Source organism: Ralstonia sp. 22111 (assembly GCF_052045895.1).
In the GTDB taxonomy this organism is placed as follows: Bacteria; Pseudomonadota; Gammaproteobacteria; order Burkholderiales; family Burkholderiaceae; genus Ralstonia; species Ralstonia wenshanensis.
In genome coordinates this window covers 36352-59136 of record NZ_JBQEPR010000008.1, presented here as the reverse complement: position 1 = coordinate 59136, position 22785 = coordinate 36352, and the positions used below count along the sequence as shown (strand labels likewise).

General features: G+C 64.6%; 20 protein-coding genes. 11 read left to right on the top strand and 9 right to left on the bottom strand.

Annotation, left to right across the window (positions count from 1 at the left end):
- Positions 1–35: 35 nt before the first annotated feature.
- The 4 genes from pgaB (at position 36) to ACTJK4_RS19335 (ending at position 5120) form a co-directional block, all read left to right on the top strand.
- Entirely contained in the window at positions 36–2210 is a 2175-nt protein-coding gene (gene pgaB / locus ACTJK4_RS19350; RefSeq protein ID WP_260803432.1) for a poly-beta-1,6-N-acetyl-D-glucosamine N-deacetylase PgaB, read from the top strand.
- A gap of 1 nt (position 2211) precedes the next feature.
- Complete coding sequence (gene pgaC, locus ACTJK4_RS19345) at positions 2212–3495, top strand: poly-beta-1,6-N-acetyl-D-glucosamine synthase (RefSeq protein ID WP_232038965.1); 1284 nt, start codon at positions 2212–2214, stop codon at positions 3493–3495.
- Positions 3492–4508: a poly-beta-1,6-N-acetyl-D-glucosamine biosynthesis protein PgaD gene (locus ACTJK4_RS19340; protein ID WP_322018026.1), complete on the top strand. Its 1017-nt coding sequence runs from the start codon at positions 3492–3494 to the stop codon at positions 4506–4508. The genes pgaC and ACTJK4_RS19340 overlap by 4 nt, the downstream gene beginning before the upstream one ends.
- A 381-nt stretch (positions 4509–4889) precedes the next feature.
- Complete coding sequence (locus ACTJK4_RS19335; RefSeq protein ID WP_232038967.1) at positions 4890–5120, top strand: hypothetical protein; 231 nt, start codon at positions 4890–4892, stop codon at positions 5118–5120.
- Between the two features lie 111 nt (positions 5121–5231).
- On the opposite strand, the gene ACTJK4_RS19330 is transcribed toward ACTJK4_RS19335, so the two are convergent.
- Genes ACTJK4_RS19330 through ACTJK4_RS19320 form a run of 3 tightly spaced genes read right to left on the bottom strand, consistent with a single transcriptional unit; the run spans position 5232 to position 6539 of the window.
- A complete protein-coding gene (locus tag ACTJK4_RS19330; RefSeq protein WP_253540313.1) occupies positions 5232–5426 on the bottom strand; it encodes a hypothetical protein in 195 nt (64 codons plus the stop codon).
- 39 nt (positions 5427–5465) lie between these two features.
- On the bottom strand, positions 5466–5849 hold the full coding sequence (locus ACTJK4_RS19325; protein WP_440818707.1) for a hypothetical protein: 384 nt from the start codon (positions 5847–5849) through the stop codon (positions 5466–5468).
- A 57-nt stretch (positions 5850–5906) separates the two neighbouring features.
- Complete coding sequence (locus ACTJK4_RS19320; RefSeq protein ID WP_440818706.1) at positions 5907–6539, bottom strand: UdgX family uracil-DNA binding protein; 633 nt, start codon at positions 6537–6539, stop codon at positions 5907–5909.
- Positions 6540–6623: 84 nt separating this feature from the next.
- On the opposite strand from ACTJK4_RS19320, the gene ACTJK4_RS19315 reads away from it, so the two are divergent.
- Positions 6624–7901 carry a phosphatidylserine decarboxylase family protein gene (locus ACTJK4_RS19315; RefSeq protein WP_440818705.1) on the top strand — a complete coding sequence of 426 codons (1278 nt, stop codon included), beginning with the start codon at positions 6624–6626 and terminating at the stop codon, positions 7899–7901.
- On the opposite strand, the gene ACTJK4_RS19310 is transcribed toward ACTJK4_RS19315, so the two are convergent.
- The 3 genes from ACTJK4_RS19310 to ACTJK4_RS19300 form a co-directional block, all read right to left on the bottom strand.
- A complete protein-coding gene (locus ACTJK4_RS19310) occupies positions 7902–12824 on the bottom strand; it encodes an NAD-glutamate dehydrogenase (protein WP_440818704.1) in 4923 nt (1640 codons plus the stop codon). It lies immediately after the preceding gene.
- A 159-nt stretch (positions 12825–12983) separates the two neighbouring features.
- Positions 12984–13313 (bottom strand): DUF2322 family protein, encoded by a 330-nt coding sequence (locus ACTJK4_RS19305; protein WP_116575053.1) that lies wholly within the window; start codon positions 13311–13313, stop codon positions 12984–12986.
- 77 nt (positions 13314–13390) lie between these two features.
- Positions 13391–13786: a DUF1801 domain-containing protein gene (locus ACTJK4_RS19300; protein WP_260803425.1), complete on the bottom strand. Its 396-nt coding sequence runs from the start codon at positions 13784–13786 to the stop codon at positions 13391–13393.
- A gap of 457 nt (positions 13787–14243) precedes the next feature.
- Between ACTJK4_RS19300 and ACTJK4_RS19295 the strand changes: the two genes are divergently transcribed.
- From ACTJK4_RS19295 to ACTJK4_RS19275, 5 genes are all read left to right on the top strand, one after another.
- Positions 14244–16628: an ATP-binding protein gene (locus ACTJK4_RS19295; RefSeq protein ID WP_440818703.1), complete on the top strand. Its 2385-nt coding sequence runs from the start codon at positions 14244–14246 to the stop codon at positions 16626–16628.
- On the top strand, positions 16628–17344 hold the full coding sequence (locus tag ACTJK4_RS19290; RefSeq protein ID WP_343621284.1) for a methyl-accepting chemotaxis protein: 717 nt from the start codon (positions 16628–16630) through the stop codon (positions 17342–17344). The genes ACTJK4_RS19295 and ACTJK4_RS19290 overlap by 1 nt, the downstream gene beginning before the upstream one ends.
- Before the next feature lie 11 nt (positions 17345–17355).
- Positions 17356–17889 carry a hypothetical protein gene (locus ACTJK4_RS19285; protein ID WP_440818702.1) on the top strand — a complete coding sequence of 178 codons (534 nt, stop codon included), beginning with the start codon at positions 17356–17358 and terminating at the stop codon, positions 17887–17889.
- A 29-nt stretch (positions 17890–17918) separates the two neighbouring features.
- Positions 17919–18284, top strand: a complete 366-nt coding sequence (locus tag ACTJK4_RS19280; protein WP_440818701.1) for a response regulator — start codon at positions 17919–17921, stop codon at positions 18282–18284.
- A 119-nt stretch (positions 18285–18403) separates the two neighbouring features.
- Complete coding sequence (locus tag ACTJK4_RS19275) at positions 18404–18736, top strand: hypothetical protein (RefSeq protein WP_147217811.1); 333 nt, start codon at positions 18404–18406, stop codon at positions 18734–18736.
- A gap of 12 nt (positions 18737–18748) precedes the next feature.
- Here the strand turns inward: ACTJK4_RS19275 and ACTJK4_RS19270 are convergent, their stop codons facing one another.
- Genes ACTJK4_RS19270 through ACTJK4_RS19260 form a run of 3 tightly spaced genes read right to left on the bottom strand, consistent with a single transcriptional unit; the run spans position 18749 to position 21334 of the window.
- Positions 18749–19609, bottom strand: a complete 861-nt coding sequence (locus tag ACTJK4_RS19270; protein WP_414563091.1) for a class I SAM-dependent methyltransferase — start codon at positions 19607–19609, stop codon at positions 18749–18751.
- Positions 19610–19641: 32 nt separating this feature from the next.
- Entirely contained in the window at positions 19642–20307 is a 666-nt protein-coding gene (locus ACTJK4_RS19265) for a glutathione S-transferase (RefSeq protein ID WP_440477420.1), read from the bottom strand.
- 25 nt (positions 20308–20332) lie between these two features.
- The gene (locus ACTJK4_RS19260) at positions 20333–21334 is read right to left on the bottom strand and encodes a GlxA family transcriptional regulator (protein ID WP_440818700.1); all 1002 of its coding nucleotides are present in this window, start codon (positions 21332–21334) and stop codon (positions 20333–20335) included.
- An 89-nt stretch (positions 21335–21423) separates the two neighbouring features.
- On the opposite strand from ACTJK4_RS19260, the gene ACTJK4_RS19255 reads away from it, so the two are divergent.
- On the top strand, positions 21424–22683 hold the full coding sequence (locus ACTJK4_RS19255; RefSeq protein ID WP_440818699.1) for an MFS transporter: 1260 nt from the start codon (positions 21424–21426) through the stop codon (positions 22681–22683).
- Positions 22684–22785 lie beyond the last annotated feature (102 nt).

Genomic DNA, 22785 nt, shown 5'->3' with positions numbered 1-22785 from the left:
TCCGACAACCGTCATTGCGACGATTCTTCGCCTGGATGGCACCGAGACTGGCGCTGGCCCTGACGTTGGCTTTCCTTGCCGCCGTTCGACCGGCCGCCGCCGTTCAGGTGGACTTCCTGCCCAAGCCCGATCCGGATGACGGCAAGACGTTCCGCGTGCTGTGCTTTCACGACATCCGCGACAACCTGCGTGCCAGTTTCGAGAAGCTGCCCGATGGGTTTGCCGTCGATACCAAGATGCTGACGAACATGTTCAGCTGGATCCAGGCCAACGGCTACCACCCGGTCACCCTCGCGCAGATCGACGCCGCGCGCCACGGCGGCAAGCCGCTGCCCAAGCGCCCGATCCTGCTGACGTTCGATGACGGCTATGAAAGCCACTACACGAAGGTCTTCCCGCTGCTCAAGCAGTTCCGGTTCCCCGCCGTGTTCGGGCTGGTCACGGAGTGGACCAACGCACCTGCGGGCGCGAAGATCAAGCTGTCGGACAAGCAGATCGTGCCACGTGACTTTTTCATGAACTGGAACCAGATCCGCGAGATGCAGGCCTCGGGGCTGGCCGAGTTCGCCACCCACACGGCGGACATGCACCACGGTGCGCTGGGCAACCCGCAGGGCAACGAGATGCCGGCGGCTACCACGCACGAATATCTGCGCAATCTGGGCCGTTATGAAACCGACGACGAGTACCGCAAGCGTGTGCATGACGACCTGCAGCGCAGCATCGACCTGATCCAGAAGAACGTGGGCACCAAGGTGCAGACGGTGGTGTGGCCGTATGGCGCCCACAACCAGATGCTCGACCAGGAAGCCGCCAACGTGGGCCTGAAGTACATGCTGACGCTGGAGCCGGGTCCGAACACGCCGGACGTGCCGCTCACCGCCATCCGCCGCAGCCTGATGGGCTACGACACCGACACCGGTGATCTGGAGCGTTCGCTGCGCGAGCCTGTGACGCACCACGGTGAGATCAACCCCGTGCAGCGCGTGGTTCAGGTCGACATGGATTACATCTACGACCCGGACCCGAAGCAGCAGGAAGCCAACCTCGGCAAGCTGATCGACCGCATCAAGGACCTCGCGCCGCGTGTGGTGTATCTGCAGGCTTTCGCCGACCCGAAGGGCAACGGCGCAGTGGACGCCGTGTACTTCCCGAACCGGCACATGCCGATGCGTGCAGACCTGTTCTCGCGCGTGTCGTGGCAGTTGAAGACGCGTGCAAAGGTAGAGGTATACGCGTGGCTGCCGATGCTGTCGTACAAACTGCCGGCCAACAATCCGGCGGCCACGCACCTGGTGCAGTCGCTGCCGGGCGCGCCGCAAAAGCCGGGCACCGTCAAGCCGCCGCGCCTGTCGCCGTTCGATCCGCAGGCGCGCCAGATGATTCGGGACATCTATGAGGACCTGGCCAAGAACTCGATCATCGACGGCGTGCTGTTCCACGACGACGGCGTGCTCGACGACTACGAAGATGCCAGCCCCGCCGCGCTCAAGGCCTACGAGGCCATGGGCCTGCCCGGCGATATCAACAAGATCCGCCAGTCGCCCGAGCTGATGCAGAAGTGGTCGCGCGCCAAGACCGCTGCGTTGATCTCGTTCTCGAAAGAGCTGATCGCGGTGGCGCAGGGCTATCAGAACGGCCGCGACATGCTGACCGCGCGCAATATCTTTTCGGGGCCGGTGCTCGATCCGAAGGCTGAAACTTGGACGGCGCAGAACTATGACGACTTCCTGGAGGCGTACGACTACGTTGCGCTCGAAGCCATGCCGTACATGGAAGAAGCCAAGGACCCGAAGGATTGGATGAAGAAGCTGACCGCCGCCGTGGCCAAGCACAAGGATGGCCTGAAGAAGACCATCTTCGAGCTGCAGGCGGTGGACTGGCGCAATCAGGACAAACCGATCCCCACGACCGAGTTGCGTGACCAGATGCGCGCCCTGCGCTCGGCAGGGGCTCTCAACTATGGCTACTACCCGGATGACTTCATTGCCGGCCGGCCCGATACCGAGGTGCTGCGCGATGTGATGTCGCTCAAGACGTATATCGAGACGCGCAAGCCGCCCGGCGGCAATAAGGCCAGCGTTGAGAAGCTCGAGAGCAGCGCCGCACCGCAGAGCCCGTCGCCCAATGGCAACGCCGGGGGTGCAGACAAGAAGCCCGCGACCACCGAAGCGGCAGCGCCGTCCCACGCAAACAAGGCGGGAGGCTGAGATGGTGGACGCACTCACCGCCAAGCGCTGGATCTCCGGCTTTGTCTTCTACTACCCGTTCTTCATGTCGTATTTCTGGATGATCGGAGGGTTGCTGCACTACTTCCTGCTCGAGCGCGGCACGCAGAATGTGCGGCATCCGCTGGCACTCCTTGGGGTGAAGAGCTACCCCAAGGTGTCGATCATCGTGCCTTGCTACAACGAAGAGGCCAATGTGCGCGAGGTGATCAGCCACCTCGCACGCATGCGGTATCCGAACTACGACATCATCGCCGTGAACGACGGCAGCTCCGACCGCACCGGTGAACGCCTGAACGAACTGGCTGCGGAATACCCGCAACTGGTGGTGATCCACCAGTCGTCGAACCAGGGCAAGGCAATTGGCCTCACCACCGCCGCGCAGGTGACAGACGCCGAATACCTGATGTGCATCGATGGCGATTCGATCCTGGACGTGGATGCCATTGCCTGGATGATTCGCCACCTGATGGAGAACCCGACCATTGGCGCGGTGACGGGCAACCCGCGCATCCGCACGCGTTCCACCCTGCTGGGGCGCATGCAGGTGGGCGAGTTCTCGTCGATCGTGGGGCTCATCAAGCGCACGCAGCAGGTCTATGGCCGGCTGCTGACGGTGTCGGGCGTGGTCGTGATGTTCCGCAAGCACGCCATCGAGGATGTCGGCTACTGGAGCAATGACATGCTCACCGAGGACATCGACATCAGCTGGAAGCTGCAGGTGGGCGGCTGGATGATCCGCTACGAGCCGCGCGCGCTGTCGTGGATCCTGATGCCCGAGACCTTCCGCGGCCTCTACAAGCAGCGCCTGCGATGGGCCAAGGGCGGCATCCAGGCGCTCATCAAGTACGCGCCGGCCATGGCGAGCCTGCGGCAATCGATGATGTGGCCGATCTTCTTCGAGTACGCACTGTCGGTGGTGTGGGCGTACAACATGCTGATCGTCATCACGTGGTCGATGGTCGGCTTCTTCGTCGAGTTGCCTCCCGAATGGCGCATGGAAGCACTCCCGCGCTGGCACGGCACGCTGCTCTTCATCACCTGCGTGCTGCAGTTGCTGATCGGCTGCTTTATCGATCGCCGCTACGACGACAACATCCTGCGCTACTTCATCGACACCGTCTGGTATCCGGTTGCGTTCTGGATACTGAACCTTGTCACCACGGTGGTCGGCTTTCCGGCCGTCGCCTTCCAGCGTACCCGTGCCCGTGCCCGCTGGACGAGCCCCGACCGGGGCATCCAACAACAACAGGGGAATTCGCCATGACCATGCTCGTCATTGATGTTTCGCGAAACTCGATCCGACAGTCGTTCTCGGACAAGGGTGTCGTCGGGACCTTGCACCATGTGCTGTGGTTCCGCATCTTCCGTCCGGTGCTCGTGATCTCGATCTGGGGCCTGCTGGGCCTGTACGTGGGCTACTCCATCAGCAGTGTGGGCCCCAGCGGCCTGCCATTCGAGCAACTGCGCATGTACGGCAACATCATCGCCGGCATGGGTGGGGTGCTCGTGGTGTGGATGGTTCTGTCGCGGCTGGATCGTGCCATTCGCCGCAGGCTCGTGCGTGCGCCGGCAATGCCGGCTCCATCCGCCGGGGCCGCCGCTCGCGCGTCGCGCGGGGCGTTGCATGCGCAGCAGCCCGCGTGGCAGCGTCCGCGCAACACGCGCCTGCTGGTGGTCGATCACGACGACGACGGCGATATCACCCATGTGCGCTCATGGCAGGAGTGGGCGGGCCGCCCTGCACCTGCCGGCACCGCCACGCCGCCCACACCCTTCACCCGCAGCCCGGAATACGACCCGGAAGAGCCGGTACTGGGCGCCCGCCCCGTCAGCGAGGCGATCGTGCTGGAGAACCTCGATCGGGAAGAGCCTTCGCTGGCGCGCGTTGATGCACCTGCACAACAACCGCGCGACGTGGTGAAGGCCGTGGAGGCGGTGACAGCAGAGGCCTCGGGCTTCCATCGCTTCGGCTACCGCGGGCGTCTGGGCCGCAACGATTGGGTCGAGCCGCAAGCGCCCGAATCGGCTGCGTCCCCTGTGCAGACGTACGCGATGCGGCCCGGCATGGCCCGCCATTACGGCAGCGTGACCGCAGTGGTGCACGGCCGTGCTGCAGTGCACGCAGCGGACCGAGCCACAGAACGCCATCGCGCGCTGCATGCATTTGGTGCGCATGCACAACTGGACGATCCTTACGCGCGACTCCAACGCGTCGAACGCATTGACCCGCTGCACGGCTTTGGCCGACGCGCCAACATCGTCGCCGACGACGTGTAAGGTCAACGCTCCAGCGCAGCGTGCAGCGCCCCGGTGATGCGAGTCACCGGGGCGCATTCTTTTGTGCAATTGACTTAGCGCAAACGGAGGAGGGCGGCGTTCCCTGCACTGCGCAATCGTTACCGCCCGTGCGCTGTACTGCACGGCAAACGGTTGGTGCCCCATCATCGACCATTGGGTGACATGCCTCCAGTGGGCAACGCACCGATTTGCACTCTTGAATGCGGCTGCGCGCGTGCCTATGCTGGCTTCTCCTGCAAGCCCAGCTGCTCTCTCCCGGTGTTCTTGGCGGCTCTTGCAGTGCTCATGGTGTCAGTGAAAACCAAGCCCACCCCAGTCACGCGTCGCATGCCGTGACCAATAGACAAGCTGGAGACAACTGTGCTGAGTCCCCATGAATTTGCCGTTTTGCTTCTCGTCAACGACGGCGCTGAATCCGACGACCTGGATCGTGCGGATGTCGAAGCGCTCATCGAGCGACAGCTCGTTACGCTGGAGCGCCGTGGCCCCGATCACTGCTATGCCCGGGTAACCCTCCAGGGCTACGTCCTGCTCAAGGCTTCCGGACACGTTCGCACCAACGGCCGCCGTTCGATGGCCGTGTCCCACTAAGCGCACCTTTCTTCATTGCATGCAGCCAGTCGTTGCCTGGGCCTGAGTCCAGGGGCGAGTGACGTGTCTGCGATGTCCCCGCCCGGCGGCTAGCGCGGAACGCGGGGCGCATCAGCCTCCACCAATCCCTTGAATGATCTTGCCGCTGCCCTCGCACATGGGGCAGGGGCTGCCATCGTCGCGCTGACCGGTGCCGTTGCACACAGGGCAGACTGCCTCGCCGCTGCTGGGTGCCCCGGGCGCCGCTTCGTCGCCGGGTGCGACGGGCGCAGGAGGCGTGCCAGGGATGGGGTTTTCGTTGTTCATGAGGTGCTCCTGAATGCGCGCGAGTCGGTATGTGTTGCTTCAAGGGTGCGTGGCCGGAATGTTCGGCGGGGTCGCGGGCGGACGCTCGCGGCCGTGCGGGCTGCCGCCGATTGATCTGTCCTTGACCACGTTGCCGTTTTTGTCCTGATGCGAACTGGAACCCGTTCGCGGCACGTACTCGCCGGAAGGATTGGCCCTGTCGGTACGAGTCCGGTTGCGCGTGGCGTCACGCCCGGTGGGGCGATCGGTGCGGCTTGTGGTGCCCGTTGCGGTCGTGCTGTTTGCATTGGCGGCGGGTGCGTTGTCGCTGCTGCCGGACTGTGCACCTGTTGCTTGCGCGAACGCGTTGCCGCTGCCCAGGGCAACGAACAGTGCTGCCGCTGCGCAGAACGTGCGTGCGGGATGTTGCGTGCGAATCATCATCTGCTCCGGTGAAGTGTCCGTGTCGGTTCCACCGACGCAACTCGCGCGCCCGCGCAGCTACTTGCCGGCAGCAAGCCGCCGCGCATGTTTGAGTGCGGTCACGATGTCGAGATAGGCGCTCTCACGCGCCGCCTGCTCTGGCGCGCGCAGCGCATATGACGGGTGCCATGTCGCCAACACCGTACGGCCTTCATGGCGCAGCGGCTGATTGAAATGCTCTTGCAGGCGCGCATGCGCATCGTCGAGCAACGCCTTCAACGCAGTCGCACCCAACGCCACCACCACCGCCGGCGCTTCCTGCTGCAGCTCGCGCTCCAGCCAGTACATGCAGGCTTGCACCTCGCGCTGGCCAGGCGTCTTGTGCAGACGCCGCTTGCCGCGCAGTTCCCATTTGAAGTGCTTGACCGCGTTGGTGATGAACACCTCGTCACGCGGGATGCCGGCGTCTTCCAGCGCGCGGTCGAGCAGTTTCCCGGCAGGGCCCATAAACGGCTTGCCGGCCAGGTCTTCGCCGTCACCGGGCTGCTCGCCAACGAGCATGATGCGGGCGCGCCGCTTGCCCTCCCCCGGTACGGCCTGCGTGGCATGCCGCCATAGATCGCAACGGCGGCACGCGTCGAGCGAGTCCGGCTGTTGGTCGGGGTCGGTCTCGCTGCTGGCGGGCGGGGAGGCGGGAGGGGGCTTCTTCATGGGCAGGCAAATGAGAACAGCAACGACAAAGCAACCCGAATGCCACTGCGCCCATGTGGAACGCACGTTGCTTGGCCTCCCCGCATGGATGAGGAGACCACTTTGGAAGCTGCATCGAATGTTCCGTTGGACCGGCGCCGCCGGCTCGGCAACTGGCTGCCGGAAGGCGAGGCACAACTTGCAGCGTTTCGCACCGAGCTGGTTGCGCAAGCGCTGTCTCGTCCGTCAAAGACTCCCTCAGTGGCTGCCGTGCGTGCGCTCGCCAATCTCATTGATGGCGAGCCCGCACTGCGCATGCACCTCGCGCGCGCCATCGACGAAGCGAAGGAGCGCGGATACGAACTCGGCTACCAGGACAGCGCAGAACTGCTGCTCGCCATCGACCATGTCGTCACGTGCGCGCCGCGTTTTAGCGAGAAGGCGCTGGTGGTCTGTCCGCTCAATGCATTGCTCGATTGGCCGATGTGCATGCCATCGGGCTACGCGCTGTTTCGTGACCGCCGCTTCAACGATGCGCTCGAGGCCGTGCTCAATGGCTGGAGCGCATTTCTCAGCGGCCCGCATTCGCGTGCCTATCTGAACACGCGCGAGCCCGACGGCTGGTTCAGCCCCGAAGCGACACGGCGTATCGGCATGGAGCAGTTCTTGTGCGATCCGTCGCAACCGTACTGGGGCTTTACCTCTTGGAATGACTTCTTTACGCGCCGCTTTCGTGCCGGCATGCGACCCGTCGCGGGCGAGGACGACAACAAGTTGATCGTCAGCGCTTGCGAGGCCGCCCCCTACAACATCAGCCACGATGCGCGCGATGAAGACGCGTTCTGGATCAAGGCGCAGCCCTATTCATTGCGCGACATCTTCGGACCGGGCAAGACGCACCTCGCCGAGCTGTTTTCGGGCGGCAGTGTCTACCAGGCCTTCCTGAGTGCCTACAACTACCACCGCTGGCATGCGCCCGTCGCCGGCACCATCGTCGATACCTTTCACGTAGATGGCACGTACTACTCGTGCGTGGAATCGGAAGGCGCTGACCCGGAAGGGCTGAACGATTCGCAAGGCTACAGCGCAGCCATGGCCGCACGCGCGGTCATCACCATTGCTTGCGACGATCCTGCCGTGGGCACCGTGGGTTGCGTGTTCATCGGCATGGCAGAGGTGTCTTCGTGCATGGTCGACGTGACACCGGGCCAGCACGTTTGCAAGGGCGAGGAGCTTGGCTACTTCCAGTACGGAGGCTCGACGTACTGCATGTTCTTTCAGCCAGGCGTGGTGGATGCCTTCGTCGTGCAGCCGCCGTTCTCGCACGATACGCTGCCAGTGCGCGTCAACGCCGCACTGGCGCGCGCCAGGGAGCGGCGTTGATCAAGCGTCGACCTCGGCCAGCGCGTTGAGGCCCACCGACAGCATCGCCAGATCGGCCGAGCCGGCGGCGACCTGATCGGCAATCACGCGGTTGTAGCGCGCCAGCGCTTCCTGTCGCGTACCGCGCCATGTGTCGATGAGGGCTTCCGCGCTCGCGCCAGGGGCTGCATTTTGCAACACCGACTGCGTGAGCCGACGCCGCAATTGCCCCAGTTCTTCGAGCAGCGTCGCGCGCGCCAGCATCTGCCAATGCGTTTGTGTGGGCAGGCCGAGAATGCCGCCTTGCAGCCACCCGTAACCCAGTGGCTGGTCGAGGGCAAAGTACACGCGTGCGGCGAGCCGCGCATCGCAGCCGCTGGCCGTAGCGACCTCCGCAATGTCGAGCAACGACACACGCGCCGGCACGCCAGTTGCCACGCGCGCCAGTCCTTCCGGCACACCGGCTTCGGTAAAGACCTGCCGCTGCTGAGCGGCGGCTTGCGCAGATTCCTCCGGTTGCAGCGCGTCAATCTCGGGTGCGAGCGCATCCACCGCAGACCGGAAGTGCTCGACCGCTGCCGGCACGTCCCCCACGCGCCGCCGCAGGAACCACAGCGTCGCGCGCTCGTGCAACTGCGCGAGCGCTGTGAACAGGGCGGTTTGCGTTTCGTGCGGCACCTGCGCATCCAGGGCATCGACCTGTTGCCAGAGCGCGTCGAGCCGGTAGACCGCGCGCGCGACGAGGCTCGCCCACACCACGGCAATCGGTTCTGCGCCGGTTTCTTCTGCCATCCGGTGCACGAAGGTCACGCCGGCACGGTTGACGAGCGCGTTGGCGTGCATCGTCGCCAGAATCTCGCGACGCAGCGTGTGCCGCGGGATCGAGGTCGCGCAACGCGTGTGCAGCGGTTGCGGGAAATACGCCGGCAGACCGTCGGCCACGAAAGGCTGGTCGGGCAGATCGCTACCGAGCAGCACGTCGTACAGCCACATCTTGCTGTAGGCCATCAGCACGGCGCGTTCGGGGGTGGTCAGGCCGCCGCCACTTGCCCGGCGGGCGTCGATCTCTTCATCGGCGGGCAGGAATTCGATCGCGCGGTTCAGGCGCCCGCCACGTTCCAGATAACGCATCAGCCGCGCCTCTGGGTCGAGCCACAACGCCGTGCGCGTGCGCGCCAGTGACAGCGCCTGCGTCTGGAAGTAGTTGTCGCGCAGCACCAGTTCGCCCACCTCGTCAGTCATCTCGGCCAGCAGCGTGTTGCGCTGCTTGAGCGTCATCTCGCCGTCGGCCACGACCAGCCCCAGCAGGATCTTGATGTTGACCTCGTGGTCGGAGCAATCCACGCCGGCGGAGTTGTCGATGGCATCGGTGTTGATGCGTCCGCCATGCTGCGCGTATTCGATGCGGCCGAGCTGCGTGCAGCCCAGGTTGCCACCCTCGGCCACGACCTTGCAGCGCAGCTCTGCGCCGTTCACGCGCAGGCCATCGTTGGCGCGGTCACCCACCTGGGCATGCGTTTCGGTACTGGCCTTGATGTAGGTGCCGATGCCGCCGTTGTAGAGCAGATCGGCGGGCGCCTTGAGGATGGCGTGCAGCAGGTCGTTTGGCGCCATCTCGGTGGCCGTCACATCAAGCATGGCGCGCACCTCTGGCGTGAGCGGGATCGACTTGACCGTGCGCGGGAAGATGCCGCCGCCAGGGCTGATCAGCGCCCGGTCGTAATCGGCCCAGCTTGAACGCGGCAGGTTGAACAGGCGCTCGCGCTCCGCAAAGCTCGTGGCCGCATCGGGCGACGGGTCAAGAAAGATGTGCCGATGGTCGAACGCCGCCAGCAGACGGATATGGCGCGAGAGCAGCATGCCGTTGCCGAACACATCGCCTGACATGTCGCCCACGCCCACGACGGTGAAATCCTGCGTTTGCGTGTCGACGCCCATCTCGCTGAAGTGCCGCTTGACCGATTCCCAGGCGCCGCGCGCGGTGATGGCCATCTTCTTGTGGTCGTAGCCCACCGAGCCGCCGGAGGCGAATGCATCGCCGAGCCAGAAGCCGTATTCGGCCGAGATGGCGTTGGCGTAGTCAGAGAATGTGGCCGTGCCCTTGTCGGCGGCAACGACCAGGTAGGGGTCGTCTTCGTCATAGCGCACGACATCGGGGGGCGGCACGACGCGGCCGTCGACGTAGTTATCGGTCAGGTCGAGCAGCCCGCGAAGGAAGGTCTGGTAGCACGCCACGCCTTCGGCCAGGTACGCATCGCGGTCGCTGGCCGGTGGCGGTTGCTTGACGACAAAGCCGCCCTTGGAGCCCACCGGGACGATGACCGTGTTCTTGACCATCTGCGCCTTGACCAGGCCCAGCACCTCCGTACGGAAATCCTCGCGCCGGTCAGACCAGCGCAAGCCCCCCCGCGCAACCTTGCCACCGCGCAGGTGTACGCCCTCCACGCGCGGCGAATACACCCAGATCTCGAACATCGGCTTGGGTTCGGGCAGGCCGGGCACGCGCGCCGGGTCGAACTTGAACGACAGATAGGGCTTGGGCTGCTCCTGCCCGGCATCCGGCAGGCTCTGGAAATAGTTCGTGCGTAGTGTGGCTTCCACCACACCCAGGAACTGCCGCAGGATGCGGTCTTCATCCAGGTTGGGCACGTCTTCGAGTGCCTCGTCGATCTGCTTGCGCAGCGTTTCGCTTGCGCGCGAACGCTCGGCCTCGGCAAGGGCGGGGTCGAATCGCACCAGGAACAGCCGCACCAGCGCCCGCGCAATCGACGGGTTGCCGTTCAGCGCGCTCTCCATATACGTGTTGCTGAAGGTCGAACCGATCTGGCGGATGTAGCGCGCATACGCACGCAGGATGCGCACCTCGCGCCAGGTCAGGCCAGCCTGCAGCACGAGGCGGTTGAGATCGTCGTTCTCCAGCTCGCCGCTCCAGATGCGCGCGAAAGCGTCTTCAAAGCGCGCACGGGCTTCGTCCAGATCGACCTCGCTGCCGTCGATGGTCTCCATGCCGAAGTCGTGCATCCAGATGGGGGCGGCATCTGCGGGTTCGATGCAGTAGGGGCGCTCTTCGTTGACGCGCACGCCCAGGTGTTCAAGCATCGGCAGGCTGTGCGACAGCGATGTCGGCTGCCCCGCGCGGTAGATCTTGAAACGCAGCGCCCCGGGCGGCGCTTCGAGCGGCCGGTAGAGCTGCATGGTCAGCACGTTGTCCGCGGCGTTTGCGGCGAGCAGCGGCTCCATCAGTTCGATGTCGCGCACGGCAAGGCGGGCGGCGTAGTCCTCGCGAAAACCCGCTGGAAAGGCGCCCGCATAGCGGCGCAGCAGACGGTTGCCGCGCTCTTCGCCGCCGCGTTCGAGCAGCGCGTCGGCCAGGTCGTCCTGCCAGCGCCGCGCCGCCTGCACGATGCGGTCTTCGAGTTCGGCAACGTCCACGTCGGGCACGTTGCCCGGCTGCGTGCGCACGGTGATATGGATGCGCGCGAGCATTGATTCCGACAACTGCGGCGTGAACTCCACGGCGGTGCCGTGATACGCGGCCTGCAGCAGGCTCTGGATGCGCACGCGCAGGTCGGTGTTGAATTTTTCGCGCGGCACGAACACGAGGCACGACACGAAACGGTCAAACGGATCACGGCGCACGAACAGGCGCGTGCGCTGGCGCTCCTGCAACCGCAGGATGCCGAGTGCGATGTCGTGCAGCGCTTCGGCATCCATCTGGAACAGCTCATCGCGCGGGTATTGCTCCAGGATCGTGACCAGCGTCTTGGCCAGATGCCCGTCGGGAAGGAAGCCTGTGCGCCGGATCACGTCAGCCACCTTGCGGCGCACAAGCGGAATGTCTTCGGCCGGCACCATGTAGACGTTCGACGTGTACATCCCCAGGAAGCGCCGCTGCCCACAGACGCGGCCCTCGGCGTCGAACAGCTTGATGCCGACGTAGTCGAGATATCCGGGTCGGTGCACAGTGGCGCGCGAATTGGCCTTGGTGAGGAAGATGGGCTCGGGGGCGCCGATGAACTTGGCCGCGCCCGGTGCCAGGCGCGTCGTGTCCGGCGTGGAGGTGTCGCGCAGCGCTTCACGCAGCACGCCCAGGCCGGTGCCGGGTATGCCGCGCAGGTAATGGCCGTCGTCTTGCGTGATCAGTTCGTAATCACGATAGCCGAGGAAGGTGAAATGCCGCTCAAGCATCCAGCTGAGGAAGGCCTGTGTTTCGGTGATCTCGGCGCGTTCCACGTCACCGGTGGAGGGCTGTGCGGCGCGTACGGCCAGTGCGTCGATGGCGGCGTGGGCTGCGGCCTGCATCGGCTTCCAGTCTTCCACCGTGGCGCGCACGTCGCCCAACACTCGCATCAGGCCGTCGTGCAATGCCTGTAGGCGTTCGGGCTCGGAGAACCGATCGACTTCGATGTGGATGGTTGATTCGAAGCGCGCAACGCCGTGTGTTTCCCTGTCGGCATCGGCGGGTGTGTCGGGCATGTCGCCCGCGAGTGCCGCCGGGCGCTGGACGCCGCCGCCCGCCGAAACCGCTACGCGCATGCCGGCTGCGTCGCGCTGTACGCGGTAGACCGGGTGGAAGGCGGAATGCAGCGCCAGCCCTTGCCGGTTGATCTCCATGGTCACGGAGTCGAACAGGAACGGCATGTCGTCGTTGACGATTTCAACGACCGTGTGGCCGCAGTACCAGCCGTGCTGTTCGAGGCTTGGGTTGTAGACGCGTACGCGCGGTTGCCCCGACACGAATTTCTGGCCCAGTTGCCAGTGCGCCATGGCCGCGCCGTAGAGGTCGGCAACGCTGCGCGAGATCACGTCTTCGGGGTCTGCCAGACCGTAGTAATGCCGCAGGAACGGCTCGAACAGGTCGGCAATATCGGGCGCACGTTCGCGCGCCAGGGCCACTGCATCCGCCATGTGCTGGCGGACCTTGTCTTCGTGCTGGGCAGACATGAGGCGGCTCCCGAAGAAGGGCTGCCTCATGCTACGCCGCGTGCCCATGGCTGGCAATCAGCGTGCGCCGTGCACAGTTTTCCTGATACCGGTGTGTGCAGTGCAGCGAGAGAACAGGTGGTTCACTCGCTACTTGCTGCGCGCATCAGCGAGGCGTCATCAAGCCTTGACGACGTTGATGCGCAGTGCCGGCTCACCTGCCGCGATGGCCAGCAGGCGGTCTACATTCGGATGGGCGCCGGGGCGGTTGCGTGCGTCGATGGTGTGCTCGGCAAACACGGCCAGGCCGTGCTCGGCGGCCGTGGCGTCGAGCTGGCCGAACGTCTGCTGCAGGTAGTGATACACCGCCACCGAACCTTGCTTGCCGGGCTTGTTTTCGATGTCGGCCACCACGGCGCCCTGGCCATCGACCAGATCGATGCGCTCGATGCCGTCAATGGCGGGCAGTTGGGCGAGGTTGTCCTTGAATACGCTGGTCGGTTGAATCACTGCGGTTGCTCCGTTGGTTGATCAGGCGGGCCGTATGTTAACGGCTCCGGCCCTGCCCACGCGAGCTTGTGCGTTCTTCAGCGTTTGGCGCCAGCCTTGTTCACGGCAATGGCCGCCTGGATGAGCGCCTTCAGCGCTTTCTCGTTCACCTTGTCGCCCTCACGGAAATCGATGGCGCGGCGCGTGTTGCCGTCCAGGCTCGAATTGAAGAGACCGGCGGGGTCGGGCACAGAGGCGCCCTTGGCAAACGTCATCTTCACCGTCTGCTTGTAGGCCTCGCCGGTGCAGATCAGGCCATGGTGCGACCACACGGGCACGCTCCATTTCCATTCCTCCACTACGTCGGGGTCGGCCGCCCGGACGATGGCGCGCAGGCGGGCGAGCATGTCGCCGCGCCAGTCGTCCAGCTCTGCAATGCGTGCGTCGATCAGCTCGGACGCGGGTGCGGCGGTGTCCTGCGTGCTCTTCTTCATGTGTCTGCCTCCGTGGTGGGCCCAAGCAGAACATTCTGGCAGGAACATGGGCCGGTAGCCACTTGGCAACGGTGGGCGAGATACGCCATCAGGTTGCGCCGGGAAAATGAGAAACGCCTTTTTTCTGCTATTGGAATCAAGGCGAAAAATAATGCCCGAAATAAAAGAGAAAACAAGAAGGCGCTGAGTTAACGGCGACAAGAAAAATAACTTTAGCGCTTTCGTGCAATTCCCCTACTTGAGTGGGGGAGCCAAACGATTTCGCCGGAAACCCAAGTGCCGCGCGGGTATGCGGTGCAATGCCTGCGCACGAAAATTCAATACCGCAATGCCCGGATGGTTGATGCGACGGTCATCGATTGGTCATCTTTCGGCTTCAATAATTGCGCCTCCGGTGTTCAGGAAAACATATTGAAGCACCCCTTCTTTCAGGGGGGCTGAATCGAGAGAATTTCAAATGACCATTCGTCATCGCATTACATTGCTCGTGGTGCTGATGTTTGCCGCATTGGCGGCCATCGGCGGATACGCGGTCTACCAGACCCGCGGCAGCGCTGCGGAGGTCCGCCAGGTGACGGAGGGCGTGGTGCCGAGTGCTCTGGCGTCGGCTGACCTCGTATCGCTCGTCAAGGACGTGCAGCTTGCGACGATGGTGCTGGTGTATGCGCCAGACGGCAACATCGTTGCACAGGCCCGAGACGACCTGAAGGCCAAGGAAGCGGCGCTTCGCACTGCATTGGATGTACAGGCCAAGCGCGCCAACAGCCAAGCACAGAAAGGCCTGGTCGCGCAGGCCAAGGAGACCATCGACAGCTACGTCGAGGCCATCCAGCAGACCACCGACATGAAGCTGGCGGGCAAGGATGAACTGGCGCAGGCTTTCCTGTTTGCCAACGTCGCCAGCTACCGCGACGTGCTGGAAAAGATTGTCGAGACGTTGCGCATCGAGAAGAACCGCGAGAAGGACGAAGCCATTGCCGGCCTGAACGGCAAGCTTGCGAGCACAGCCACCACCATTGGCGTGGTGAGCGGCGTGGCCATCGTGCTGCTCACGGCCATCGGCATGCTGCTCTATCGGCAGATCACCCGGCCGCTGACGCGTATGCAGGCCGAGATGAGCGAGATCGCCACCAGCCAGGACTTTACGCGCCGTGTGCCGGTGGGCCGCATGGACGAGATTGGCCACTCGGTCGTCGCGTTCAACCGGATGATCGAGAAGATCCAGGAGAACGCCGCGCTGCTCAAACAGAAGACGGCCGACATCCAGGCGATGCTGCAGAACATGCAGCAGGGCATCCTGACCGTGGTCGATGGCGGCGTGGTGCACGAGGAATATTCGGTCTACCTCGAATCGATCTTTGAGACGCAGGAGATTGCAGGCCGCAAGTTCATGGAGCTGATCTTTGCCGATACCAGCCTGGGCGCCGATGCGCTGTCGCAGGTGGATGCGGCGGTCGATGCATGCCTGGGGCAGGACATCATCAACTTCGCGTTCAACCAGCATCTGCTTGCGAGCGAGGTGGAGAAGCGCATGCCGGATGGGCGCGTGAAGACGCTCGACCTGTCGTGGTCGGCCATTACCGACGAGAGCGACACGATCCTGCGCCTGATGCTGTGCGTGCGCGATGTGACCGAACTGCGCAAGCTGGCGGCCGAGGCCAGCGAGCAGCGCCGCAACCTGGAGATGATCGGCGAGATCCTGGCGGTGAGCCAGGAGAAGTTCCAGCACTTCATCGACAGCTCCACGACCTTTGTGCACGAGAACGAGCGGATCATCCGCCAGTATTCGCAGGCCGACAGCGCGGCCATTGCGGCGCTGTTCCGCAACATGCACACCATCAAGGGCAATGCGCGCACGTACAACCTGCAGCATTTGACCAACGTGGTGCACGAGACCGAGCAGACCTACCACGCGCTGCGCGAGCCCGACAGCGAGCACACGTGGGACCAGGACTGGCTGATGGAAGAGCTGACGCGCGTGCGCGAGGCCATCGAGAACTACGCCCGCATCAACGAGGTGAAGCTTGGCCGCAAGGGCGATGCGGTATCGGGCAATACCATACAGGCCGCCCCTGATGTGATGGCAGGCATTCAGGAAAGCTTGCGCCTGCTAGAGAGGGTCAACCCAGGCAGCCTGCACGAACTGGTTGCGATGCGCGATTCCATTTATGAGCAGTTGCGCCTGCTAGGCAGCGAGACGGTGGACGCGCTGTTGTCCGGCGCATTGCAATCGCTGCCGTCGCTGGCGCAGGAACTGGGCAAGGAGCCCGTTGCCGTGCGCATCGACGACAACGGCTACCGCGTGCGCACGGAGGCCCGAGGCATCCTGCAGAACGTGTTCATGCACCTGCTGCGCAACTCGATCGACCACGGCATTGAACCCGCTGCTGAGCGCATTGCACACGGCAAGCCTGCAGCCGGCACGATCGACATCGAAGTGGGCGTTGATCAGGGCATGCTGCAGATCACGCTGTGCGACGACGGCCGAGGCCTGGCGCTCGACCGCATCCGCAGCATCGCGGCGGAGCGCGGCTGGATCGGCGCCGACCAACCCGCCAGTGACGAAGACATCGCGCAGTGCATTTTCCGCCCCGGCTTCTCGACTGCCGACAAGGTGACGGCAGTGTCCGGACGCGGCGTCGGCATGGATGCCGTGCAGGAGTTCCTCAAGCGTGAGCATGGCCGCATCGAACTGCGCTTTACCGACGACAACAAGGGTGCTGCGTTTCGCCAGTTCCAGACGGTGGTGTGCCTGCCCGAACGTCTTGCGGTCGACAGCGTGAACGCCGCGCTCGGCGCGCAACGGGCAGTGCGCATGGACTTGGATAAGGAAGCATCGTGATGGGGACGATTGTTCTGGCCGTCATCACGGGCGGCTTGGTGGCCGGTGTGCTGGTGTGGCTGATCCGGCAACGGAAGGTGAATGCGATGGCGCGCACCTTGGGCGATGCCGATGGCCGCATCGCCGATCTGTCGGCTGATCTGGCGAAGCACGCTGCGCTGGTGGATACGGGCATGCGCGAGGTGGCCGCAATGGAAACCACTGTCGCCCAGATGCGCGATGCCGCTGCCGACCAACTGGAAGTGATCGAGCAACTGCGGACCGAGTTGCAGTCGGCCACGGCAGCCAAGGAACAGTGGGCGAGCCGCGCCAGACAGATTGCCGAAGAAGCCGCACGCCTGCGCGGCCTGGCACTGACGTTCGAGCGCTGGCATGAGCAGATGATCTCGCTCATGGAGCAGAACCACGACATGCACACGAAGAACCAGGAGCTGCAGTCCATCGTGAGGCATGTGGTGATCGTCTCGCTCAATGCGTCCATCGAGGCGGCGCGTGCGGGCACGGCGGGCCGGGGTTTTGCCGTGGTGGCCAGCGAGGTGCGCGCGCTGGCAGCACGTTCCGAAGAACTGTCGAAAAGCTATCGCAACAGCCTGCACCTGAACGACCTGACCACCACCGCCACGTTCCAGGACATCCAGGCGGGCGGCAAGATGATCACCGCGTCGCTGTCGAGCGTTGAGGCGCTGGCGAGCCAGTTTCAACACCAGCTTCACTAGGCAGGCCTGACGTGATCCGCAGCAACGCAAAAGAGAGTTTCGATCGCATCTTCCGCAAGGCCGCCCGTACGCGGCTTGCGCGGCAGCCGGAAGACACCTGCCACATCAGCACCGAGGCCGAAGGCGACACCATCAGCGGTGAGGAGGCCTTGATCCTCACCATCTCGTCCATCGCCTTCCGCTTGCTGCTGGTGCTGCGCTTTGATGAGTCCGACGCCACGCGCGCCTACTTCACTGGTGAAGGTACGGGGCGATCGTTTGAAGAAGCGCGTCTGGAAATCGGCAACCTGTGCTGCGGCGCGCTCAACCAGGAGCTGCTGCAGGTGTTTCCCGACCTTGGCATGTCCACGCCCTATGTGGTGAGCGCGCGCTGCCTGCCGTATCTGGACGTGCTCAAGCCGGGCTACGTGGCCGCCTACACGGTCACCATCAACGACACCGTGCGCGTGAGCGCCGCCGTGTGCGTGTGTACCCACGCCCCGCTGGATTTCGTGGCCGATGTGAGCGACGAAGTGGAATCCGGCGGGGAGTTGGAATTGTTTTGATTGGAAAGATTGAGAGCGAGGAAAGCGCTATGAGCAAGATTCTGGTTGTCGACGATTCGAGCACCGTCCGCAATGAGGTGGCCGGTTTCCTGAAGAAGCATGGTCTGGCGGTGGAAACCGCCGTGGACGGCAAGGACGGCCTGGCGAAGATCAAGGCCAACCCCGGCGTCAGACTCGTCATCAGTGATGTGAACATGCCCATCATGGACGGCCTGACCATGGTCGAAAAGGTGCGCGGCGAGCTGGGCAACAAGACGGTCAACGTCATCATGCTCACCACCGAAAGCAGCCCTGCCATGAAAGACCGCGGCAAGGCCGCGGGGGTCAAGGGCTGGATCGTCAAACCGTTCAAGGGCGACGCAGTGCTTGAAACCTTCAAGAAGCTGGCAGGCTGAAAGACGAAGCAGCGCAGCCGGGTGCGCCATGATCAACCCGGCGCTGCAGGGCATGGCGCCCGCGCGATTTTGGAGCCAAACTTGCTCGCTTGAAGGCTGGTTTGACCGAGGGAGCCATCATGCAAGAGCTCGCCTTTCGCACGCTGCTGTACCGCTACTTCTTCTTCGGCTGGCTGTTCAAGGATGCCAGCCGGGGCAACCTGTTCGAGCGGTCTGCCGCGTGGCGTTTCAACCAGGCGCATGCGCACTGGTTGCTCGCTTATATGCGCCGCTGGCTCTGGTGCGGGTTGCTTTGCTACGCACTGGGCGGCGTGTTGGAACTGGGGCTCAACACGCCGGGCCTGTCGGTACTGTTCTACGTGCCCAGCGCGTTGAGCGTACCCGTCAACGTGGTCATCGGTGTGTTGTGGATTGGCCTGAAGGCACTGCCCGGGCCGCTGCGCGAGCGGTAGGCGGGCGCGCGGCTAGACCGTCGCCACCAGCAGCTCTTCGGCATTGCGGGGCGGACGCAGCCCATCGGTGCGGCCAGCGAAATAGCGCTCCGTCAACATGTCTGCCGAGATGTGCTGGGCGTCGCGAAAGCCGTTTTCGCGGGCGAGTGCAAGCATGTCGGGCGGCGTGAAGAAGCTGATGAACGGGGAGCCGCTCGCGCGTGCACCTTTCTCCGCCATCTCAAGGCCGGGCCGGACGTCCGGGTCCGCCATCTCCAGCGGCAGCAGGAACGTCATCGCCAGCATCGAGCCCGGTGCAAGTGACGCCACCTGCCGTAGCGTGGCCGCATTCGCTTCTTTCGACAGATACATGCTCACGCCCGTGGACACCACGATGGCCGGTTGGCTCACATCAAACCCGGCCGCGACCAGCGCATCCTGCCAGGATTCGCGCGCCTCGAAATCCACCGGCACGAAGCGCAACCAATGTGGAATGCCGAAGCCCACCGCTTCCAGACGCTGGCGCTTCCAGGCTTGCGGGCTGGGCTGATCGACTTCAAACACCGTCATGCGCGATGCCACATCAGGCCGGCGTTGCGCAAAGCTGTCGAGCCCCGCCCCGAGAATCACATACTGGCTCAAGCCACGGCCCGCTTGTTCGATGACGAGGTCTTCGATAAAGCGTGCGCGGGCCACAATGGACGCACGAAACGGACGCGTGAACTGCGGGTCCATGTCGCCGCGTTGTTGCCAGTCGGGTTGGGGGTCGAGCAGCTTGAGGCCCACTTCGTCTTCCAGCACGTGCGGCGGTGCATCGCTGTGCACATGCAAGGCGCGCCACAACGCGACGCGCGCCGCGGTGCTGTCGGGGGATGCTGTCTGTGGTTCGTTCATTGCACACACGCCTCCATCGGTAGACCAGCCAGTCAATTGGGATGCTGATACTCGGGAAACACGGCAACGGCCTGCACGGGCTGCTTCGTCATGCAGACCTCGAACAGGCGGCTGGAGAGCCACTCGGCAAGCCAGGCCTGCACAGCGGGCAGCGGCTGGCCGGCAAACCAGTCCGGCTCCACCGCTGCAAACTGCCGCACGAACGGGAAGATCGCCAAGTCCGTCGCGCACGGCGTCGAGCCGCCAAGATAGCGTTGATCCAGCAAGCGTGATTCCAGCGGTATCAGCAGGGTTTCTGTTGCCCGGGCACGGGCTGTCTCACGCGGCGTGGTCTCTTGCGGATAGCGGTCGGGGTATTTGTAGCGATCGAGCTGGCGCTTGAACTCGCCATCGTTGGCGCGCAGCAGGGCGAGGTTGTCGTCGGATTGCGCGCGGCGCCACCAGCCTTCCGGGTCGCGAGCTTCAAATGCCCAGCGCATGATGTCGAGGCTCTCTTCCAGCACGCCGCCGTCTGTCAGATGCAAGACAGGAACGGTGCCCTTGGGAGACAGCGCCAACAGTTCGGCAGGCTTGTCGCGCATGACGATCTCAAACGTTTGGAAGCGGCGATGGGCTTGCAGCATCGCCAGGCGCGCGCGCATGGCATAGGGGCAGCGGCGATAGCTGTAGAGCAGGGGCAGGGCTGGTGTGTCGGACATCGGTACGAATGCGGGGCTACGGATTTCAGGCGCGTGAGGGTAGCGGATTCACGGGCGCGGCGGGCTGGACCACCAGGCGTGTGTGCCCGGATCGGCCCGAGCGCCGCACCGATTGCGGCGGCTGCCCGAACACGCGGATGAACGCGCGCCGCATGCGTTCGGGGTCAGCAAAGCCCACGGCGCGCGCGACTTGTTCCAGCGATTCATCACCGGCTTCCACGCGTGGCCGGGCGATTTCGGCACGGAGTTTTTCGATGGCCTTGGCGGGCGTCTGGCCCGTCTCGGCCACAAAGGCGCGGTCAAACTGGCGGCGGCTCAGGTGCGCGACTTCGGCCAGGCGGTCGACGTCCAGCGCTTCGTGCAGGTGCTCGCGCGCATAGCCCAGCGCACGCGCGATGCGGCTCGATGCCGGGTCCAGTTCCAGCAAGGTCGAGAACTGCGATTGCCCGCCGGGCCGCCGGTGATAGACCACCAGTTCGCGAGCCACGGCGCGCGACACGTCGACGCCCAGGTCTTCCTCGATGAGCGCCAGCGCCAGATCGATGCCTGACGAGATGCCGGCCGACGTCCACACCGGCCCGTCGTGGATGAAGATGTGGTCGCTCTGTACCTGTACGCGCGGATACCGCCGCTGCAGCAGTGCCGCCATGCGCCAGTGCGTGGTGGCGCGGCGGCCATCGAGCAGGCCCGCCGCCGCCAGCGCAAAGGCGCCGGAACATACGCTCGTCATTCGCCGTGAATGCTGCGCCGCTTCCCGCACGAAGGCGATCAGTCGGGGCGAGAATGCATCTTCACGCGGGCCGTTGCCGCCCGAGATGATCAACGTATCAAAGGCCGGATCGTCCAGGCCTTGCGTCTGCATGACGAGGCCCGGCGCGCTTTGGACCAGCGTGCCGCCTTCGGACAGCACGTCGATGCGATACGCCGGCTGGCGCATGAGCCGGTTCGCCACGTCAAAGGCCGTCAGCGGGCCGGTGAAATCGAGCAGGCTGCAGCCCGGAAACACCAAGAAGCCGATTCTGCGCATGATGTCTTGAAATGAGGGATTAACGTCATTTAGGCCTGATGTTGCTCCGCCAGACTGCTGCTGTCAAACGCATTTCTGGAGAGACGATCATGACAACCGCGATGGGCCTGCCGGCCACTTCAATGCCCCTGTCGCGCCATCACCGCTGGAAGGTGCTGGGCGTGGGTGTGGCGGCCAATGCGAGTTTTTCGGCAGCGTTCTCGGGCATCCCGACGACCGCCGTGTTCATCCGCTCGGCGTATCACCTGGGCAATGCGGAGCTGGGCGTGGCGCTGGGCGCGCTGGGGCTGGGCATCGCCATCAGCGAATTGCCGTGGGGCTTGCTGACTGATCGCTGGGGCGATCGCACCGTGCTGCTGACGGGGCTTGGTCTGACCGCACTGGCCCTGTTTGTGATGGCATGTTGCGTGGTGCCGCTGCATGGCAATGTGCCGCCGCTCGCGTGGCTGGTCGGCGGCATGCTGAGCGTCGGCCTGCTGGGCGGTAGCGTGAATGGTTCGAGCGGCCGCGCGGTCATGGGCTGGTTTCGCGAAGGCGAGCGCGGATTGGCCATGAGCATCCGCCAGACCGCCGTACCGCTGGGCGGCGGCGTTGGTGCGCTCGTGCTGCCGAGCCTGGCCGCGCACGCCGGGTTTGCCGCCGTGTATGGGGTGCTGGCGGCAGCGTGTGCGTTGACTGCGGCGCTCACGTGGCTGTGGGTGCATGACGCGCCGGCCACAGTGAATGCGGCAGCACAAACCGTAGCGCCTGGCGGTACGGGCCCGCTGCGCGATCCGACGCTGTTGCGCATGGCCCTGGCCATTGGGCTGCTGTGCGTGCCGCAAGGCGCGGTGGTGGCCTTCGCCACGGTGTTCCTGCGCGACTTTGCACACGCCAATGTGCTCACGCTCAGCCTGACCATGGCAGCGGTGCAGGGCGGGGCGGCCGTCATGCGCGTGTGGAGCGGCCGCTGGACCGACCGTCACGGCAATCGCCGCGCTTATCTGCTCGCGTGTGCACGGTTGAGCGTTGCGCTGTTCGTCGTGCTGGCCGGCGTGGCATGGATGACGTCGGCGCTGTCGATCGATCTGTCGATCATGCGCGTGGCGCTGGTGGCGGCCGTGGTGGCCGGCGGTATCTGCGTATCGGCGTGGCATGGCGTGGGCTACACCGAGCTGGCGACGCTGGCCGGTGCGCAGCGTGCCGGCACGGCGCTGGGTTTGGGCAACACGGGCGCGTTTGCGGCGCTGGGGCTGACATCGCTGTGTTTGCCGCAGGTGCTGGCCTGGTCGTCATGGCCGGTGGTGTGGCTCGTGGCGGCAGGCAGCGCGCTGATTGCGTGGCGTGTGCTGCCGGCGGCCCGTCCGTAGCCGCACGCAACGCCAATCCCCTTGTTTCTTCCTATAGTGAGCCGCAGGCGCCGCCCGGTGCGGCTCCGTAAAACGAAGCAGCGCAACGAAACGAGGGGGCCA

What these genes read in the sequence shown, in the direction of transcription:
- pgaB (WP_260803432.1), top strand. Translation starts at nt 36, where the DNA reads ATGGCACCGAGACTGGCGCTGGCCCTGACGTTGGCTTTCCTTGCCGCC.
- pgaC (WP_232038965.1), top strand. Translation starts at nt 2,212, where the DNA reads ATGGTGGACGCACTCACCGCCAAGCGCTGGATCTCCGGCTTTGTCTTC.
- ACTJK4_RS19340 (WP_322018026.1), top strand. Translation starts at nt 3,492, where the DNA reads ATGACCATGCTCGTCATTGATGTTTCGCGAAACTCGATCCGACAGTCG.
- ACTJK4_RS19330 (WP_253540313.1), bottom strand. Translation starts at nt 5,426, where the DNA reads ATGAACAACGAAAACCCCATCCCTGGCACGCCTCCTGCGCCCGTCGCA.
- ACTJK4_RS19325 (WP_440818707.1), bottom strand. Translation starts at nt 5,849, where the DNA reads ATGATGATTCGCACGCAACATCCCGCACGCACGTTCTGCGCAGCGGCA.
- ACTJK4_RS19320 (WP_440818706.1), bottom strand. Translation starts at nt 6,539, where the DNA reads ATGAAGAAGCCCCCTCCCGCCTCCCCGCCCGCCAGCAGCGAGACCGAC.
- ACTJK4_RS19315 (WP_440818705.1), top strand. Translation starts at nt 6,624, where the DNA reads ATGGATGAGGAGACCACTTTGGAAGCTGCATCGAATGTTCCGTTGGAC.
- ACTJK4_RS19310 (WP_440818704.1), bottom strand. Translation starts at nt 12,824, where the DNA reads ATGTCTGCCCAGCACGAAGACAAGGTCCGCCAGCACATGGCGGATGCA.
- ACTJK4_RS19300 (WP_260803425.1), bottom strand. Translation starts at nt 13,786, where the DNA reads ATGAAGAAGAGCACGCAGGACACCGCCGCACCCGCGTCCGAGCTGATC.
- ACTJK4_RS19295 (WP_440818703.1), top strand. Translation starts at nt 14,244, where the DNA reads ATGACCATTCGTCATCGCATTACATTGCTCGTGGTGCTGATGTTTGCC.
- ACTJK4_RS19290 (WP_343621284.1), top strand. Translation starts at nt 16,628, where the DNA reads ATGGGGACGATTGTTCTGGCCGTCATCACGGGCGGCTTGGTGGCCGGT.
- ACTJK4_RS19280 (WP_440818701.1), top strand. Translation starts at nt 17,919, where the DNA reads ATGAGCAAGATTCTGGTTGTCGACGATTCGAGCACCGTCCGCAATGAG.
- ACTJK4_RS19275 (WP_147217811.1), top strand. Translation starts at nt 18,404, where the DNA reads ATGCAAGAGCTCGCCTTTCGCACGCTGCTGTACCGCTACTTCTTCTTC.
- ACTJK4_RS19270 (WP_414563091.1), bottom strand. Translation starts at nt 19,609, where the DNA reads ATGAACGAACCACAGACAGCATCCCCCGACAGCACCGCGGCGCGCGTC.
- ACTJK4_RS19265 (WP_440477420.1), bottom strand. Translation starts at nt 20,307, where the DNA reads ATGTCCGACACACCAGCCCTGCCCCTGCTCTACAGCTATCGCCGCTGC.
- ACTJK4_RS19260 (WP_440818700.1), bottom strand. Translation starts at nt 21,334, where the DNA reads ATGCGCAGAATCGGCTTCTTGGTGTTTCCGGGCTGCAGCCTGCTCGAT.
- ACTJK4_RS19255 (WP_440818699.1), top strand. Translation starts at nt 21,424, where the DNA reads ATGACAACCGCGATGGGCCTGCCGGCCACTTCAATGCCCCTGTCGCGC.